Origin of the sequence: Pseudomonas sp. QS1027 (assembly GCF_002814235.1) — a bacterium.
Lineage (GTDB): Bacteria > Pseudomonadota > Gammaproteobacteria > Pseudomonadales > Pseudomonadaceae > Aquipseudomonas.
In genome coordinates this window covers 199,151-213,972 of record NZ_PHSU01000027.1, presented here as the reverse complement: position 1 = coordinate 213,972, position 14,822 = coordinate 199,151, and the positions used below count along the sequence as shown (strand labels likewise).

12 protein-coding genes are annotated in these 14,822 nt (G+C 65.1%); all 12 read left to right on the top strand.

From position 1 onward, the window contains the following. The first annotated feature begins 10 nt into the window (after positions 1 to 10). Entirely contained in the window at positions 11 to 526 is a 516-nt protein-coding gene (gene tssB / locus CWE01_RS23675; RefSeq protein WP_100942971.1) for a type VI secretion system contractile sheath small subunit, read from the top strand. A 38-nt stretch (positions 527 to 564) separates the two neighbouring features. Further along, positions 565 to 2,055, top strand: coding sequence for a type VI secretion system contractile sheath large subunit (gene tssC, locus CWE01_RS23670; protein ID WP_100942970.1), 1,491 nt, complete (start codon positions 565 to 567; stop codon positions 2,053 to 2,055). A gap of 75 nt (positions 2,056 to 2,130) precedes the next feature. Beyond that, the gene (locus CWE01_RS23665) at positions 2,131 to 2,607 is read left to right on the top strand and encodes a type VI secretion system tube protein Hcp (RefSeq protein WP_100942969.1); all 477 of its coding nucleotides are present in this window, start codon (positions 2,131 to 2,133) and stop codon (positions 2,605 to 2,607) included. A gap of 71 nt (positions 2,608 to 2,678) precedes the next feature. Then, positions 2,679 to 3,173, top strand: coding sequence for a type VI secretion system baseplate subunit TssE (locus CWE01_RS23660; protein WP_100942968.1), 495 nt, complete (start codon positions 2,679 to 2,681; stop codon positions 3,171 to 3,173). Then, the gene (tssF, locus tag CWE01_RS23655; protein WP_256346869.1) at positions 3,148 to 5,031 is read left to right on the top strand and encodes a type VI secretion system baseplate subunit TssF; all 1,884 of its coding nucleotides are present in this window, start codon (positions 3,148 to 3,150) and stop codon (positions 5,029 to 5,031) included. The genes CWE01_RS23660 and tssF overlap by 26 nt, the downstream gene beginning before the upstream one ends. Then, the gene (gene tssG / locus CWE01_RS23650; protein WP_100942967.1) at positions 5,016 to 6,017 is read left to right on the top strand and encodes a type VI secretion system baseplate subunit TssG; all 1,002 of its coding nucleotides are present in this window, start codon (positions 5,016 to 5,018) and stop codon (positions 6,015 to 6,017) included. The genes tssF and tssG overlap by 16 nt, the downstream gene beginning before the upstream one ends. Before the next feature lie 81 nt (positions 6,018 to 6,098). Continuing rightward, positions 6,099 to 6,488, top strand: a complete 390-nt coding sequence (locus tag CWE01_RS23645) for a DUF4280 domain-containing protein (RefSeq protein ID WP_100942966.1) — start codon at positions 6,099 to 6,101, stop codon at positions 6,486 to 6,488. 16 nt (positions 6,489 to 6,504) lie between these two features. Then, positions 6,505 to 8,436 carry a type VI secretion system Vgr family protein gene (locus CWE01_RS23640; protein WP_100942965.1) on the top strand — a complete coding sequence of 644 codons (1,932 nt, stop codon included), beginning with the start codon at positions 6,505 to 6,507 and terminating at the stop codon, positions 8,434 to 8,436. Beyond that, a complete protein-coding gene (tssJ, locus tag CWE01_RS23635; RefSeq protein ID WP_157815265.1) occupies positions 8,423 to 8,923 on the top strand; it encodes a type VI secretion system lipoprotein TssJ in 501 nt (166 codons plus the stop codon). Before CWE01_RS23640 ends, tssJ begins: the two co-directional genes overlap by 14 nt. Next, positions 8,916 to 10,253: a type VI secretion system baseplate subunit TssK gene (tssK, locus tag CWE01_RS23630; RefSeq protein ID WP_100942963.1), complete on the top strand. Its 1,338-nt coding sequence runs from the start codon at positions 8,916 to 8,918 to the stop codon at positions 10,251 to 10,253. The genes tssJ and tssK overlap by 8 nt, the downstream gene beginning before the upstream one ends. After that, the gene (gene icmH / locus CWE01_RS23625) at positions 10,253 to 11,434 is read left to right on the top strand and encodes a type IVB secretion system protein IcmH/DotU (RefSeq protein ID WP_100942962.1); all 1,182 of its coding nucleotides are present in this window, start codon (positions 10,253 to 10,255) and stop codon (positions 11,432 to 11,434) included. Before tssK ends, icmH begins: the two co-directional genes overlap by 1 nt. Positions 11,435 to 11,492: 58 nt before the next feature. Next, positions 11,493 to 14,756, top strand: a complete 3,264-nt coding sequence (tssM, locus tag CWE01_RS23620) for a type VI secretion system membrane subunit TssM (RefSeq protein WP_177410506.1) — start codon at positions 11,493 to 11,495, stop codon at positions 14,754 to 14,756. The last annotated feature ends 66 nt before the right edge of the window (positions 14,757 to 14,822 follow it).

Sequence of the window (14,822 nt, the reverse complement as noted above, 5' to 3'; positions counted from 1 at the left end):
GTTTATCTGTATGTCCAGTAACAACAGCCAGAAGTTCATTGGGCGCAACCGTGCGCCACGGGTCCAGATCGAATATGACGTCGAGTTGTACGGCGCCGAAAAGACCATCGAGATCCCCTTTGTCAACGGCGTGTTCGCCGACCTCTCGGGGGCCAACCGGGCCAACCTGCCGCCGGTGGCCGAGCGCAAATTCCTGGAAATCGATATCGACAACTTTGACGAGCGCATGGCCGCCATCGAGCCCCAGGTACGCATCAGTGTGCCCAACCAACTGACGGGGGAAGGGCAGATGGCGGTGTCGCTCGCCTTCAAGAGCATGGACGACTTCTCGCCTGGCGCCGTCGCCCGCAATGTCGAGCCGCTGCGCGAACTGCTGGAGGCGCGCAATCAGCTGGCCAACCTGCTGACCTATATGGACGGCAAGAGTGGCGCCGAGCAACTGATGGCCAAGTTGCTGGAAAACCCGGCCCTGATGCAGTCGCTGCTGGCCCACGCCAAGCCGGCGGTTACCGAGTCCGAAGACTGATGCCTTCGATGATCGCTCCCTGAAACAGGTAAATATCCGTGTCCGCCACTTCTCAGAATCAGTCCGGTATCGACCCGACGGTCGAACTCTCACCCAGTGAATTCAACGACCTGCTGCAACGCGAGTTCAAACCGCGCGGCGAGCCGGTGCGCGAAGCCATTGAAAATGCGGTGCAGACCCTGGCCCAGCAGGCGCTGCGCACGACCCACCTGATTGCCCACGACACCCTGGGCACTATCCAGGCGCTGATCGGTGAAATCGACGCGAGGCTGTCCGCCCAGGTCAACGACATCCTCCACCACCCGGACTTCCAGGCTGTCGAATCAGCCTGGCGCGGCCTTGACTACCTGGTGAGCAATACCGAGACCGACGAGAAACTCAAGATCCGTTTCCTCAACGTCGCCAAGGACGAAGTCGCCCGCGAACTGAAGAAGTTCAAGGGCGCGGCCTGGGACCAGAGCCCGCTGTTCAAGAAAATCTACGAGCATGAGTACGGCCAACTGGGCGGTGAGCCGTTCGGTGTACTGATCGCCGATTTCTATTTCGACAACAGTCCACCGGATGTCGAACTGCTGGCGTCACTGGCCAAGATCGCCGCCGCGGCCCATGCACCCCTGATCAGCGCGGCGTCGCCGGCGGTGATGTTGATGGACTCCTGGCGCGAGGTCGCCAACCCCCGCGACCTGAGCAAGTTGTTCCTCACTCCCGAGCACGCCGCCTGGCGCAATCTGCGGCGCTCCGAGGATTCGCGTTATATCGGCCTGACCATGCCGCGTTTCCTCGGGCGTATTCCCTACGGCGCGCGCACCGCGCCGGTGGAGGAGTTCGCCTTCGAGGAGGTCACCGAAGGCCAGGCGCAGAACTACCTGTGGGCCAATGCGGCCTATGCCATGGGGATCAATATCAACCGCTCCTTCAAGGAGTACGGCTGGTGCTCGCGGATTCGCGGCATCGAGTCCGGCGGCGCCATCAGCGGGCTGCCGGTCCACACCTATCCGACCGAGGAGGGCGGCGTCGACATGACCTGTCCGACCGAGGTCGCCATCAGTGACCGGCGCGAAGTGGAGTTGGCCAAGAACGGCTTCATGCCCCTGGTGCATTGCAAGAACAGCTCGCTGGCGGCGTTTATCGGCGCGCAGTCCTTGCATTGTCCCCAGGAATACGACGACCCCGACGCCACCGCCAATGCGCAGTTGGCGGCGCGGTTGCCGTATCTGTTCGCCACCTGCCGTTTTGCCCATTACCTCAAGTGCATCGTGCGCGACAAGATCGGCTCCTTCAGTGAGCGCGAAGACATGGAGATCTGGCTCAACAATTGGATTGTCAAGTACGTCGAGCATAACCCGGCGACCGCCAGCGACGCCGACAAGGCGCGCAAGCCGCTGGCGGGTGCCGAAGTGGTGGTGCAGGAAGTGGAGGGCAGCCCGGGCTTTTACCAGGCCAAGTTCTTCCTGCGTCCCCACTATCAATTGGAAGGCCTGAGCGTATCGCTGCGACTGGTCTCCCAACTGCCCTCGGTCAAAGGCTGAGGGGTTCATGCCCGACCGGGGCCTGGTCCCGGGAAAGGTACTTAACCATTCAAATAAACAGATGTTGGAGTCCACATGATTGTATTGAAATTCAAGACCGAGATTAAGGGGAACTGCCAGGAGAAGGATCACAAGGACTGGATCGTCATCGACACCTGGGGGTTCGGCGGTTTTCGCTCCGTCTCCGTTGGCAATGACCGCGAGCCAAGCGTCGGGAATGTCACCGAGCTCACCTTGACCAAGAGCACCGACATCGCCTCGCCCAACCTGTTTATCGAGTCGGTTACCGGCAAGTCCCTGGACGAGGCGACCTTGCGCATCATCCAGACCAGCGGCAGTTCGACGGGCAAGAACGAACCCTACATCGAGCTCACGCTGGAGGCCCCGATGATCAGCAGCTACAGCGTCAGCGGTAACGGCGATAGCCGCCCGACCGAGACCTTCCAGATCAGCTTCACCAAGATCCGATACAAGTACACGCACTTCATTGACGGTAAAGCTGGCGCGCCTACTGACAAGACTTACAACATGCTGAGCCATACCACCGAGTAATCAAGTGCCGCCGGGTTCCGTACCACGTTGCGGAATCTGGCGGTGCCCGGGGTTTTTTGGGGAAGATTTTCATGAGCACTTCCATGACACCGCTGCTCGAACGTCTGCTGCGTCCCGCCAATCCTGGCGACGAGATGACCCGGCGCCGGACGGGGGCGGGTGCGCAGCAAGAGCTGGAACACCTGTGCCGGGATCTCACGCTGCTGTTCAATGCCACTGGCCTCGGGGCGATCTACCCGCTGGGCAGGCAGCCCCATGTCACCCGCTCGGTGCTCAACTACGGCCTGGGCAACCTGGCTGGGGTGGTGCTGTCGAGCATCGATACGCAGAAGCTCGAGAGCCGCATCCGTGAAATCGTCCTGGATTTCGAACCGCGTATTTTGCGTTACAGCGTCGCGGTGCAACTGCTGCCGGTGACGTCCTGCAGTGCCAGCCTGAATTTTCTGATCGAGGGCGAGATCCGCGGCCTCGATGCGTTGCACGCCTTTCGCCTGGAGTCGGCCTGGAACACCGAGAGTGGTGAGGTGCGGGTGCGGCCCTATGGTCGTCCGTCGGCCCATGGATGAGCGGCTGCTGCGGCATTACGAGCGTGAACTGAGTTTCCTGCGTGAAGCCGGTGCCGAGTTTGCCGAGGACTACCCGAAAATCGCCGCCACCCTGGGGTTGCGCCCCGATGAGGTGACCGACCCGTCGGTGGAGCGTTTGCTGGAAGGGCTGAGTTTTCTCACCGCCCGCGTGCAACTGCAAATGGAAGCCGAGTTCCCGCGTTTCACCGAGAGCCTGCTGGAACTGGTACAGCCGCAGCAGTTGCTGCCGGTGCCGTCCATGGCGGTATTACAGCTTTCCCCGGACTTGCAGGAGGGCTCGCTGGCCTCGGGGTTCACCTTGCCGGCCGATAGCGTGGTGCGTTCGCTGGGCGAGGCGGGCGGGCAAGACCCGCGTTGCGAGTTCCGCAGCTTGCGCCCGGTGACGCTCTGGCCCCTGGCCCTGGAGTCGGCCGATTACCTGCCCAGCGCCGGGCTGCTCAAGGGCTTGCCCGCCAGCGTGCTCAAGCAGGACGGTGGCGCCTTGCGCCTGCGCCTGCGGACCACCGCCGGGCTGTCCTTCGATCAATTGGCGCTGCAGGAGTTGACGCTGTTCCTGCGCGGCGACGGTTCGCTGCCGCTGGCGGTCCAGGAGGCCCTGTTGACCCGGGCTGAAGGTCTGTTCGTGCGTTGTGGCGAAGGCGAGGGTACGTGGAGCACGTGGATCGACCCCGAGCATATCTGCCAACCGTCGCCGCATCCGGCTTCCAGCCAGTATGCCCGGTCGTTGAACAGTGACGCGGTGTGCGCGCAGCTCAAGACCTTTCTCGCCTTCGCCGAGGGTGAGCGCTTTGTCAGCCTGGGTGGCCTGGGACCGGCGTTGCGCAACTGTCCGGCGCATAGCGTGGAGTTGGTGGTGGTGTTCGCACCCCTCTCACAACCCTTGTCGGCGCTGCTCAATGCCAGCCACTTCGGTTTGTTCTGCGTGCCGGTAATCAACCTGTTCAGCAAGCGGGTCGAGCGTATCGTCGTCGACCCTTATCGGCATGACTTGCCATTGGTGGTCGACAAGGCCCGGCCACTCGCCTACGAGATCCACGAGGTGCTGGCGGTCCATGGCTATGCCGCCGGCTCCAAGGAACGCCAGGTCATCCTGCCGTTGTATGCCCCGCAACGGCTGGATGGAGACGAACGTCGCCTGGCGGGTTTCTACCAGATGCAGCGCACGCTCAGCCGCGCTCCACAGCGTTTTGTCGACGGCCAGCGGCGTTATCGCGGCTGTGACGCCAGTCTGGTCGTTGCGCTGGAGGCGGACGCCGAGTTGCAGCGCCTGGCGGTGGACGTGCTGTGTTCCAACCGCGATCTGCCGTTGCGTCTGCCCCTGGGGGCGGGCAACACCGACTTTGTCCTTGACCTGGCTGCTCCGGTGTTGGCGATCCGCTGCGTGGCCGGGCCTTCACGACCGCTACCCGCGCCGTCCCAGGGCGACCGGCAATGGCAGGTGGTGCGGCAGTTGTCGCGCAACTACCTGCCCCTGGCTCACCACGACGGGGCGGCCGGGGCCCGGGCCTTGCGCGAGTTGCTGGCGCATTACCTGCCCGAGGGCGACAGCAGCGGGCACAAGTTGCTGCAAGGCATCGTCTCGTTGCGCGCGCAGGCCGTCACCCGGCGTTTGCCCGGGGCCGGGCCGGTGGCGTTCGGTCGCGGCCTGACCCTGACCCTGGTCCTCGATGACGCCGCCTGCGAAGGCACCGGAACCTATCTGTTCGGCGCCGCGCTGGAGCGTTTTTTTGTTCGTTATGCCGCGCTCAATGCCTTTATGCAGACTGAGTTGCACAGTGTGAGCCGAGGTCATATCAAGACCTGGCGGGCGAGGGCGGGTCAATGCATGATCTGGTAGCGCCACCGCCGGAATTGGTCGCACAGCCTTGGCGTTATGATTTTTTCGCCGCGATGCGTTTGCTCGAACGCACCTACCCTGATGCGCCGCGCTGGGGGACGGCGCAGCGCCTGGGCGACGATCCGTTGCGCCTGGCGCAGCACGTCTCGCTGGCGTTCGAGCCGGCGATGATCGCCCGACTGCGCTTGCGCGAGGGGCGTGCCGCGCTGCTGGCGGTGAACTTCTTCGGCCTGACGGGGGCGAACGGGCCGATGCCCCTGCATTTCAGCGAGGATGTGCTGTCGCGCCAGATCAACCATGGCGACAGTACCCTGGCGCATTTTCTCGATGTGTTTCACCACCGTCTGCTGAGCCTGCTTTATCGGAGCTGGGCGCGGGTGCGGCCGGTGGTCTGGGCCGATCGCCCGGCCGACGACCGTTTTGCCGACTATGTGTCGGCGTTCTCGCCGGGCGAGTCCCGTGCATTGCCCAGCGCCCCGCGCTTCTACGCGCCGCAATTCATCGATCAACGTCGCAGTGCCGCCGGTTTGCTGGCCCTGGTCCGGGATCTGCTGCGCCTGCCGGTCGCGGTGAGCACCCTGGGTCGGCATCGGACCGTTCTGGCATCCGATGAGCGCTTGCAACTGGGCCGGCGGCGCGAGTCGGCGCGGCTGGGCGGGGCCGCGTTGCTGGGGCGTCGGCTGTGGAATGTCCAGCACAGTTTCTGCCTGCACCTGGGGCCGTTGTCCTGGGCGGACTATCAGCGCCTGCTGCCCGGAGGGTGCTACTTCGAACCCTTGGGCCAACTGGTCGAATGTTATGTCGGTCCGACTTTGCAATGGGATCTTGATCTGCGCCTGCAAGCGGCACAGCGGCCAAGCCTGCAATTGGGTGCGCCGCAAGGCCTGGGGCGCGCCTGCTGGTTGGGGCACAAGTGCGCGTCGGCACCGGGGTGGCGCTTCGAACCCGCGCGTTTTCAGCGGCCCGCACCGACCCGCGTCGGCTGATTTAGGAGTTATCCGATACCCCGCAGGGCACCCTTCACTGACACTGCGCGGGCTTTCCACGGATGTCTGTCTGGAGCACGCATGAATCAGCAAGTTGTAATGGGTGCCTTGCTCTCCTGTTCGTTTGGCGCCGCACCGGCCCGCCTGAATGTCCTGCCGCTGGGGCGGGTCACGGTCGAAGGTCAGCCGGCGGCGAACATTCTCGATCATAAACCCATGGTCAATATTCCGGCCTTCGGCCTCTGCCGCAGCCCGGCCAACCCCCAGGTCGCGGCGGCGACGGCCGCCGCCATGGGTGTGCTGACGCCGATGCCCTGCGTGCCTGTCACGCTCACGCCCTGGCAGCCCGGTGCGATGCGAGCACGGATTGCCAGGCTGCCGGCGCTGGACCACTGCTGTACCTGCCAGTGCAACTGGGGTGGTCAGATCAGCGTCAACGCCAGCGCCACCCTCAAGACCACGATTGCCTGAGCGAGCCCTTGTCACCATGTCCGAAAACACCTACCACCGTGTCCAGGTGCCTGGCGTCGATGCCAAGCTGTCGCTGCTCGAACTCAGCGGTCGCGAGGGGTTGAGCCAGCTCGTTGAATACGAGCTGACCTTCTCCAGCAGCGACGACGAGTTGCAGGTCGATGATCTACTGGGGCAACCATTGGCGTTGAGTCTCGGTGTCGTGGGTGAACGGGCACGCTCCATTCACGGCTATATCACCGCCTTCAGTGCCATCGGCCGCGCCAGCGACCGCCAGGCGTGCTACCGGCTTTCGCTCAGACCCTGGCTGTGGTTTCTGACGCAGTCCCGGCGCCAGCGGATTTTCCAGAACCTGACCCTCAAGCAAGTGCTTGATGAGGTCTTCAGCGACTACCCCGCGAGCATCGACTGGCAGGCCGAATGCCCGGAGTCGATGGAGTATTGCGTGCAGTTCGGCGAAAGCGACTTTGCCTTTTTCAGCCGCTTGCTGGAGGACGCGGGACTCTACTATTTCTTCGTTCATCAACCCGACGATCATCTGCTGGTGATCGCCGATTCGATGAGCGCACACAAGCCGGTGCAGCACCTGCGGGAAATGACCTACCGGCCCAACCAGGACAGGGTCCCGGGTAGCATGCTGAGCTGGGAGTCCCACGGCGAACTGCGGCCCGGGGCGTTCAGCCTGGTGGATTTCGATTTCACCAAGGCCAGCAACCGCGAGGCCAGCGTCCTTTCGGCGAGCCATGGGGCGGCGGCGACAGCGCGCCACGGCAACTATCGACAAGAAGATTTTCCGGGGCGATTCAGCCGTCGCGAGTCTGGCGAAACTCTGGCGCGAATCCAGCTTGAAGCGGCGCACGCCCGCCAGCAGTGGCGCCGGGGCGTCAGCCAGTCGCCGTACCTGGCGGCCGGGCAGTGCTTCACGCTGGTCGATCACCCGCGAGCCGAGCAGAACAGCGATTATCTGATCGTGGCCGCGACCTTGCAGTTCGAGGCCTCGACCGAGTTGCGCTGCGAGGTTGAGGCGATCCCGACCACCCAGGTGTTTCGTGCGCCCATACAGACCGCGCGGCCGCTGATCGCCGGACCACAGACGGCCTTTGTGGTCGGCAAGGAAGGCGATCCGATCTGGGTCGATGAGTACGGCCGGATCAAGGTGCAGTTTCACTGGGACAGCAGCGGGCGGCGCAACGAGGCGTGTTCCTGCTGGGTCCGGGTCGCCCAGCCGATGGCCGGCAAGCGCTGGGGCGCGCTGTTCTTGCCGAGGGTCGGGCAGGAGGTGGTGGTGGAATTCCTCGGCGGCGACCCCGACCGGCCCCTGGTCACCGCCGGGCTCTATAACGCCGGCCAGCGGCCACCCTGGGAGCTGCCGGTGCAGGCGGCCCGCAGTGGTCTCAAATCGCAGTCGCTGGGCGAGCCGGATGTCTACAACGAGTTGCGCTTCGACGACAAGAAGGGCCGCGAGCAATTGCTGATCCATGCCGGACGCAACCAGGATCTGACGGTGCGCAACGATGCGTTCGCCAGCATTGGCAACGACTGGCACCTGACGGTCGGTGCCAACCAGTTTCTCAAGGTCGAGGATGACCTTCATGAGTCTGTGGGCGGCCAGCGCAACACTCGGGTCGACGCCGATCAATCGCTGGATATCGGTGGCGACAGCCATTGCAGGATTGCTGGCCAATGGCTGTCAACCGCCGCCGACATGGACTTCAAGGCCAACGGCAAGCTTGTGCTGGAAGCGGGCAAGAGCCTGACCCTCAAGGTCGGTTCCAGCACCCTGGTGCTCAGCGCCGCGGGTGTGGCGATCAACGGCAAGACCGTGACCCTCGATGGCTCCGCCTCGGTCGACATCAATGGCGGTGCCGCGGCTGCCAGCACCTCGGCCAAGGCGGCTGCACCTGCGAAGGCCAAGCCGCCCAAGGAGGCCGATGATGGTCGCGATTAAGCGGATATTTCGACGCGCCCTGTGCCTGCTGCTGGTGCTGGCGTTCCCGGGCTGTACCTGGTTCTGGTCGGACGAACCGCCACCTGAACCGCGTATCGCGTTGTCCCTCGAGGCGGCACTGGACAGCAATCCCGACCTGCATGGGCGGCCGTCGCCGGTGATCGTCAGGCTCCTGCAACTGGCGGACAGCAAGCGTCTGGAGCAGGTCGAGCTGTTCCAGTCCGAAGCCGCGGCCGAACAGGCGCTGGGGCGCGATCTGCTGCGCCAGGAGTCGTTGCTGCTGCGCCCGGGCCAGCAGCAGGAGCAGAACTTTCTTCCCGTGCCCGGCACCCGCTTTATCGCGCTGGTGGTCGAGTACCGCAATATCGACCATGCCCAGTGGTGGGCCTGGGCCGAAATCGACCCGACGCGTCCCTCGCGGCTGACGGCCCAGATCGCTCGCCAGCGCGTGGCGTTGACGTCGGCGCAGGAGAAGGCCGATGAGTAGCCATGACGGCGTTGTCTGGTCCGAAGGCATGTTTCTGTTGCCGCAGCACTTCCAGCAACAGGAGCGCCATCATCGGGCCCGGCTGGCGCAGGTCCTGCGCGCGGTGCAACCCCATGGCTGGGGCTTTGCCGCGCTGAGAATCGATGCCGCGCAGTTGGCGCTGGGCAGCGTGGCCTTGAGCGCCTGCGAAGGGATCATGCCCGATGGCAGCCCCTTCGCCCTGACGGACGAGGAACTGGCCCGGCTGCGTTATCCGGTGGCCGACAGTGAGCGTGACGTGCAATTGGTGTTGGCCCTGGCGCTCAATCGCCCTGGGGCGGCGGACACCGAAAGCGCCCCCGGGGACGACAGCCTGGCCCGTTACCGGATCAGCGAAGTCCTGGTCGCCGACGCCAATAGCGAGGGCGACGAGCCGGCCTGTTTGCAGGTCCGTCGTCTGAACCTGAAGCTGGCGCGGGAGGCGGACGTGGCCGCCTCCCATGTCTTTTTGCGGGTGGCGCGGGTGGTGGAGCGCACGGCCGCCGGTCTGGTGGTGCTCGACCGGCAACAGGTGGCACCGTTGCTGGCCTGGCGTTGTTCGCCGGTGTTGGCGCGTTCCGTCGACGAACTGATCGCCCGCGCCCGCCAGCGCGGTGTGGCCCTGGCCGGTGGGCTGGGCCAGGGCGGGCTCGGCGGGATGACGGAGATCCAGCAGTACGTGATGCTGCAAAGCGTCAATCGCGCCGAAAGCTTGCTGATGCACCTGGCCAGCCAGCCGGCGCTGCACCCCGAACTGCTGTACCGCGAGTTGGTGCGGCTGGCCGGCGAGCTGGCGATTTTCGGCCAGGAACGCAAGCGCCCCAGGGCCTATCCGCCGTACCGCCATGACCGCCTGGGCGAGAGTTTTGTGCCGTTGATCCAGGACCTGTTGCAGGCGTTGAGTGCGGTGGCCAGTGCCGACGTGGTGGCCCTGGCGCTCAAGAGCGGTGCCTTTGGTTTTCGTTTTGCCCAGGTGGCGGATATCAACCTGTACCAATCGGCGCGCTTCATTCTCGCGGTGCGTGCGCAGGTGCCTGACGAGGAGCTGCGCAAAAATTTCCCCAGCCGCTTGAAGATCGGTCCGGCCGAGCGCCTGCATGACCTGGTGAATCTGCAATTGCCGGGGCTGGCGATCCAGGTGCTGCCGACGGCGCCCAGGGAGCTGCCTTACTATCCCGGTTTCAGCTATTTCCAGCTGTCGAACGACCATCCCTTGTGGGCCGATCTGGTGGACACCAGTGGTTTCGGTTTGCATGTGGCCGGTTCGTTTCCGGGGTTGCAATTGGCGTTCTGGGCCATCAGGGAGGCGTGATGGCGTTTGCCCGGAGGGCCTTCGGATCACGCAAACACGCCCGCGAGCGTGTCCGGGCCGGGCCGGCGGCTGCCGACGAAAACCTCTGTGCGCTGGCGGACGACCTGCTGCATGAGGTGGTGGTGTTCCAGCGCCTGAAGCGCCAGCCCGACTTGCCAGCCCTGCGTTTGCGCCTGATCGCCCGGGTGCGGACCTTCCAGCAGCAGGCCCTGGCTTGCGGTATCGAGACACATATCGTGTTGCGCGCCCGTTATGCCCTGTGCACTTTGCTCGATGAAATCATCGCCAGCAGCGAATGGGCCCGGGGCGCCTGGTCACGGCATAGCCTGCTGATGACCTTTCACCAGGAGGCCGAGGGCGGCGAAGGCTTCTTCGCCTATCTGGACGCGGCGCAGCTCAAACCGGTGGAGCATCTGGCGCTGTTAGAACTGATGTACCTGTGCCTGGCGCTGGGCCTGGAGGGGCGTTATCGAATCCAGCGCGAAGGCCGTTCGATCCTGGTCCTCAAGCGTGCCCAGCTCTACGAAACCCTGCGGGTGCACCGCGAGCGTTATCCGCGTGCGTCGCCGAAAACCGCGCCGCCGGGCCGGTGGCCACGGCGGGCGCTGCACTGGAGCTTGGGCGGTCTGCTGGTCTTGTTGATCGGCCTCGCGGTCGCGGCTGCCTACGACTTGCAGGTGCGTTCCGCCCAGCAGGGGCTTGGATTGTCGCGGCTGTCGTCCGTCGGGGCAGTGCCCCCTTCCGTGCAGGCGGCCTTGCCTACCCTGGCTGAGCGTCTGGCCGAGGATATCCAGGCCGGGCGCCTGACGTTGCACGATGAGGCCGGCGTCGTACGACTGTTGCTGGGTACCACGCAGTTGTTTGCCCCTGGCGGCAGCGTGATCGAGCCGGAGAGTCGCGCGACCTTGCAGCGTACCGCCACGGTGCTGGCGGATTGGCCGGGGCGTATCCGGATCGTCGGACACAGTGATGACACTCCGGTCGGCAAGGGCCTGGTCTCCAACCAGCAGCTCTCGCTGCGGCGCGCCCGCGCGGTGTTGTTCGAGATGTTTGGCGCGGCGGCCGACTCCGGGCGTGCCCAGGCCCTGGGGCGTGGCGCCAGTGAGCCACGGGTGCCGAATGACAGCGCGGACAACCGGGCGCGCAATCGTCGGGTGGAGATTGTGCTCGAACCGCTGTGACCGCCATTGCCCTGCCATGGGCGCTTGACCTATTTGCCCTCGCCGGATGACTGCCGCCATGCTCCTGAGATTGCTGAAAAACCTGTTGCGGGCTTTGCCGCTGGTGGTGGGACTTTATCTGTTGACCTGGCTGGTCCGCGATCATGGTCCGCGCTTGTCCGTCGACGGTGTTGCGCCACTGGCGCATGACTGGCAGCAGTGGCTGTTGCTGGTCCCCTTGTACCTGGGAGGGCTGATCTTTTTCGGGTGGGCGCGGCGGCGGCGCAAGCGCCGGGAGTTGCTCGGCGTCGAGGCGGCGCAGTCGGCGTTGCAGGAGCTGAATCCGCCTTGTACCCGGGAACGGCGCTTGCGCGAGCGGCTGGAGCGTTGGCGTCTGGAAAGCCAGGCCAACGCCAGCGGTCCGGTGTTCCTGCTGTTGGGCGCGACGGGCGCCGGCAAGCGCGGTCTGATGGGAGAGAAGGGCCGTCGCGCACGCCCGGGCGACGAGTCGCCGCCCGATGATTTGTACCTGGGGCGTATCGGCGCTTTTTCCGTCATGACGGTGAGCGCTGCGTTGCTGACCCAGGCCGACCCCGGCTGCACGGGGTTATGGCGTTGCCTGCTCGATGAACTGAAACGCTCGCGCCGCCACGGCTTGGGGGTTGCCGGGGCAGTGCTGGTGCTCAATGCGGTGCATCTGCTGCGCCTGGCGCCCGCTGCCCGCGATGCCCAGGCCCTGATCCTGCGGGCGCGCCTGGAAGAACTGGCCGCCGAGTTCGGTCAGGGCCTGCCGGTGCAGGTGATGGTCACCCACTGTGATCGCCTGCCAGGATTCGAAGCGTCGCTGCAGGCGTTGCCGGTCGAGGCGCGAGACCTGGCGCTGGGCTTTGTCCAGGGACGCAACCGGCAGAACCTGGCGGGGTTGGCCGGGCGCCTTGTCGGCCTCTTCGCGACAGTGCAAGACGGACTCCCCGAGCGTTTGCAGAGGGAAGCGCAGACCTCGGCGCGGGTTCAACTCTACGGTTTCCCGCGCTTGTGGCGACAGTTCGGCGAGGTCTTGCAGCCCTATCTGCAAACGGCGTTTTTCGAACAGCCACGGGTTGCGCAGGTCCATCTGCAATCGCTGCGTTGCAGCGGCCACTTGCGGGTCGAACCGGGTATCCGGGCCGCCAGCCAGCGACTGGTCCGCTGCCTGCAACAGAGTCGACGTCACGCACGCTGGCGGGGATTCTTGCCGTCTGTTGCGGGCGGGGGGCGCTGGTTGCCGGCACTCGGCGCGGGGACCTTGGTCATTCTGCTGGCAACGCTGTTCGGCAACAGTTACTGGCAGCAGACCCGGCAGTTGCAGTGGCTGGCCGAGCAACAAGTGTTGCTCGAGCAGGTGCCCGCCAGCGCTACCGGAACGAGTGTGACATCAGCGCTACTCGAACGCCTGGAGCGCTTCAGGAACCTGGCCTATCCACCCTCGGGCGGTGGGTGGGTGCCCGGATTCTGGCTGAGCGAGTATCGCCGCTTGCTGGACCAGACCCGTAGCCTTTACCAGCGGACATTGCTCGATGAGTTGCTGCCCGGCGTTGTGCAAACTTTGCAGCGCTCTGTACCGGATGAGCCGCACAGCGAGCGCCAGGAGCGCTTGCGGTTCTACCTGATGTTGGGCGGTCAGGGCCGCTTCGAATCGGCCGCCTTTGAGGACTGGCTGTCGGCCCGGGTGCGGGGCGATCTCGGTCAGTCGCTGGCCCCGGAGCAACGCGAGCAGTTGCAGGTTCATGTCCATGCATTGATACCGCTGCTGGCGACGGGGCCGGTATTGAGTGTCGATCCGCAGTGGGTCGAGCAGGTGCGTCGAGAACTGCGCCGCGAACCGCAACAGCAGCGTCTGTACGCTCGACTGAGCGCGATGTTGGCCAGTGCTGACGCTGAGGATTTCAGCGTCGTCGCGGTCAGCGGCAGCGAGGGGCTGCTGAGTCTTGCACGCCGTAGTGGCGAGCCCCTGAACCGAGGCGTGCCAGCCCGCTTCAGCCCCAAGGGGCATGAACAACTGCGGGTCCGCCTGCCGTTACTGGTGGCCGAGGTGCTCAAGGAGGAAGAGTGGGTCATGGGTGAGGGGCTGCGACTGGACGCGTTGACCTTGCACGACGAAGTGTCGGCGCTTTATGCACAGGACTATATCCGCTACTGGGAGAGCTTCTTCGCCGACCTGCAACTGGTCGGCCTCGACCAGCCCGAGTCCCTGGCCCTCAGGCTCGAGCGGCTGTCGCGGGCCGACTCGGCGCTGTTCAGCCTGCTGCGCGCGGCCGGGCGTGAAACCCGCCTGGATATCCCCCAGGTCCCCCAGCGTCTGGTCGACAGGGCGCGTCAGCAAGTGTCGTCACTGGCCTCCGGTTTCTCCTCGGATCTGGCCAAGGCACTCCCCGCCACGCTTGCTGCCGAAGAGCACCCGGTCAACCGGCATTTTGTGGCGCTGCAACAGTTGAGCGAAGGCAGCGCCGCCGCGCTCGAGGCATTGCGCGAAGCCCTGGCCCAGGCGGCGGTTTACCTCAAGGCCCGGGAGCAAGCCCTGGCGATGGGGTTGCCTAGCCCGCCGGTGGACGCCCTGGAGCAGTTGAAGCGGCAGATCGACAGCCTGCCGCCGATGCTGCATCCGCTGTTCGCCGATATCGTCAGTGTCGGCCGGCAACACCTGCAGCAGAAGACGGTGGCGACGGTCGGCGCCCACCTGAACCTGCAACTGGGCCCCGAATGCTCGCGGCTGCTCGCCCAGCGCTATCCCTTTGACCGGCAGGCCCGCGAGCAGCTGTCGCTGGCCGACTTCAACCGCTTGTTCGCGCCTGCCGGGCTGCTGCAGGATTTCCGGCGCAGCCACCCGGACGTCACGCTGCTGGAGGGTGCGGTGGCGGCACAGTTCCGGCGTGCGGAGCAGATTCGCCGGGCGTTTTTCCCTGCCGCGTCCGACGTCGCACGGGTCGATTTCGAGCTCAGCCCTGTGTCCATGGACGAACGCATCGCCCAGGTGCGCCTGACCCTGGACGAGCTGCAGCTCAACTATGCCCACGGCCCGATCCGTCCCAGCCTGTTCACCTGGCCGACCCGGGCCCTGGGCAGTCAGTTGAGGATGGTGGTCACCCTGATCGACGGTCGGACCCTGGTGCGCTCGGCCGAAGGGCCCTGGGCCTGGTTCCGCTTTATGGAGCAGGGCCGCCTGGTGCCAGCCCCGAACGGGGAGGGCTATTGGCTGACCCTGGGCTTCGAGGACGTCGAGGTGGTGCTGCAATTGCGCAGCGCCAGCCTTGACCATCCCTTCGGCCGCAAGATCCTCAGCGATTTCCGATGCCCCTCGACGTAGCGACTGTAGGTATTTGGCTTGTCCCGCAAGATGAAGGTCGGTTTCGTAGTTGGCTTGTGGAAATGT

Excerpts from the sequence above, each read along its gene's own strand:
- tssB (WP_100942971.1), top strand. The coding sequence starts at position 11 with ATGTCCAGTAACAACAGCCAGAAGTTCATTGGGCGCAACCGTGCGCCA.
- CWE01_RS23665 (WP_100942969.1), top strand. The coding sequence starts at position 2,131 with ATGATTGTATTGAAATTCAAGACCGAGATTAAGGGGAACTGCCAGGAG.
- CWE01_RS23660 (WP_100942968.1), top strand. The coding sequence starts at position 2,679 with ATGAGCACTTCCATGACACCGCTGCTCGAACGTCTGCTGCGTCCCGCC.
- tssF (WP_256346869.1), top strand. The coding sequence starts at position 3,148 with ATGGTCGTCCGTCGGCCCATGGATGAGCGGCTGCTGCGGCATTACGAG.
- tssG (WP_100942967.1), top strand. The coding sequence starts at position 5,016 with ATGCATGATCTGGTAGCGCCACCGCCGGAATTGGTCGCACAGCCTTGG.
- CWE01_RS23645 (WP_100942966.1), top strand. The coding sequence starts at position 6,099 with ATGAATCAGCAAGTTGTAATGGGTGCCTTGCTCTCCTGTTCGTTTGGC.
- CWE01_RS23640 (WP_100942965.1), top strand. The coding sequence starts at position 6,505 with ATGTCCGAAAACACCTACCACCGTGTCCAGGTGCCTGGCGTCGATGCC.
- tssJ (WP_157815265.1), top strand. The coding sequence starts at position 8,423 with ATGGTCGCGATTAAGCGGATATTTCGACGCGCCCTGTGCCTGCTGCTG.
- tssK (WP_100942963.1), top strand. The coding sequence starts at position 8,916 with ATGAGTAGCCATGACGGCGTTGTCTGGTCCGAAGGCATGTTTCTGTTG.
- icmH (WP_100942962.1), top strand. The coding sequence starts at position 10,253 with ATGGCGTTTGCCCGGAGGGCCTTCGGATCACGCAAACACGCCCGCGAG.
- tssM (WP_177410506.1), top strand. The coding sequence starts at position 11,493 with ATGCTCCTGAGATTGCTGAAAAACCTGTTGCGGGCTTTGCCGCTGGTG.